This is a genomic window from Robiginitalea sp., from assembly GCF_049588695.1.
In the GTDB taxonomy this organism is placed as follows: Bacteria; Bacteroidota; Bacteroidia; order Flavobacteriales; family Flavobacteriaceae; genus Robiginitalea.
In genome coordinates, this window is record NZ_JBAVZJ010000171.1 from 1 (window position 1) to 2,576 (window position 2,576).

Consider the following 2,576-nt stretch of genomic DNA (forward strand, 5'->3'; position numbering starts at 1 on the left):
ATAATACGCTTCCCCCAAACTGTCGTACAAATTGGCATTTTGTGGGTCTGTTGAGAGGGCCAGTTTAAAAACCTCAATGGCTAATTCAGTTTTATCGCGATACAGGAAATCATAGCCGATCCTGTTGAGATAATCGGATCCTGAAAAATATCGTGTTGTATCCTTTCCAAGGTCATGGTATTTCAATGCTGCGGCCTCCGGATTTTCAATAAACAATGGCTCTATTTTTGACCATAAATTGATTTTGGGATATTTAATCAGGTCATATTCTATCTTGTTATACAAACTGATCCAATCGTTTGTCGCCTTTTCAGTTGTATTGTTCATAAGTAGTATTTGCCCGTAATCCGAATCCGGACAAAGCAATAAAATACTTTGTACACCATTGGACGTGCCTGTCTTCAAATAATAAAACCCTTCTACTTCTGCATAGCCAACATCCCAAAAATACCCGAGCTTCTCTTCCTCATCCTGGTACAAACCACGTGTAGATTCTTTTATTAAGGGGTTGTTGGATTCCAATTGAAACTTCATGAATCTAACTAAATCAGGTAGTGTTGTTATAATACCTGAAGCCCCTCCCAGCAGGGGGTTTTGATCAATCGTGGCGAGTTTGCCCGATTCGGTATACCCCTTGATCAAGCGGTCTTTAAATCTATCGTAATCTTGTAAATAGGTGTTTTCCATTCCAATATCGTCGAGAAACCCTTGTAATATGTCCTGGTAGGGCTTCTGATAAGCCTGTTCCAGGATATAGGCAGCAATCTCAGGCCCGACGTTGTTATAGTCGTAAAAAGTGCCGGGTTCATGATTTAGTTCAACAGACTTCAGTTCAGCCAACAGGTCGTCCATGCTATACTCAATGGGCACATTCCCCAGGGATCCGGCAAATATTTTTTCATATACGCTTTTTAAATTTTCAGGGGTGTCAAATCCGAGGGTATGGGTAACCAAATTTTGAATGGTAACAGGCTTGCCACCATATTCCAAATTGGGATATTCCCCTGGTAAAAACACCCTGATATCTGTATCCAAAGAGACTTGCTTTTCAATAACTGCCTTTGCCATTAAGGATCCTGTAAAGACTTTTGTAATTGAAGCTATTTCAAAAAGGGTATCGTCATTTGGAGGATTTTCTGCTCCTCTATCAATCGCCCCATAGTAATTGTGGTAGGTATTGCCGTCCCTGTAGATGGCTACGGACATAGAATTTACATTGCCCTGGTCAATTATACTTTCGGCGTATTGATCCGTGAAATGTGTCAGCTCTGCAAAGGGTTCAGTTGCACTTTCAGTGCCTGGCTGACATCCCAAAAGGAGTATCAGCAGGATTACAATATATATTTTATTCATATTGTCCTCTTGACGAGATTGGATATTTTTAGAATCTCGCGTATTGTTTGCAATATATGTTATTCGTGCATTAGCGACTGTATTCCATGAAGTAACCGAAAATACCAAATCTACTATTCATTGTAAGAGAACCGAGTTAAATCGGAAAATGGATTATCCGTGTTTAATCCCTGAAGACCTGGAAAAGGTGTAAAGGCATATTATAAGAACTTATAGTTCAACCAATACTGCATTCTTTTTATAAACCCCAACTGGGGTTGACTTCGCTGCGCTCGTCTGACCAGGGCCTGTTGCGTAATTAGGTTAAATTCATTTAACCATTATTTCAAAAGCTCTTGCTGCGACTTGGAGGCATCTTTCCTTTAAAGCCTCCAGATCCTTTTCACTGGGTTTGTAAGAATATAATTTTGCTTCAACAAACAGCTCGTGATGAGAATTAAGTAAAAAAGAAAATACATTTTCACCTTCGGCGTCAAGGATAAAAACGTGAATTCCAAATACAAATAGTGTCCCCTGTCTTTTAGGTGCGAATAGTATTTCCGGAATGATATGATAATCAGTAGTTACTTTTTTAATCTTAATCTCATTGCCAAGCCTTACCATATCATACATAAAAAATTGAAACTGACTTTTCCCCATTAATTCGTCAGGGTTCAGGGTGTTTTCACTTAATTGCATATTTAAATTTTCAGTTTCATTCAAATGTTGAACAAACTTTTTTGACAGTGTTTTGGACCAGGTAGTAGTGTCAATTTCCCGGGTAATAGTGGGGTAGATGGTAATTGGAGATTCCCTAAATGAATCAATAAATGCCTGTTCGAGCACCGATTCTGGCCTGTATCCGGGATTGACTATGTTTTTATCCAAAGCTCTTAATTCAGCATTAATGGTGTTTTTCCGAATACCAAGGTCAATGAGCGATATATTATCCAGGTACACACTTGTATTGGTGGTTCCAAACTCAAAACTTAATTTATGGTTCGGGAATACGGTATAAACATCAAATTCCAAACTAATAGGTGTCCACTGAGTAGTGGCATTTTGCTCATAGTGATCGGGTCCTATCAGGCTTGTCCAGTTCCCGCCGTTCTCCCCCAGAAAAACACCAAAAGTTCGATTTGAATCTGCTTTAACATCAAATGAAAGTTTATATGTATGACCGGGCTTCAAGGAGAATCCAGCCTGCAGGAGTTGCACTTCATACTTTTGATCACCGGAGCTAA

The 2,576-nt window shown here is 39.3% G+C and carries 2 protein-coding genes; both read right to left on the reverse strand.

The annotated features are described in order from the left end of the window. Positions 1–1,353, reverse strand: a 1,353-nt coding sequence (locus WBV75_RS04075; RefSeq protein WP_424119375.1) for a serine hydrolase, incomplete at its 3' end; no start/stop codon positions are given. Between the two features lie 309 nt (positions 1,354–1,662). Continuing rightward, positions 1,663–2,576: carbohydrate binding domain-containing protein (locus tag WBV75_RS04080; RefSeq protein WP_424119376.1), on the reverse strand; the 914-nt coding region annotated here is incomplete at its 5' end.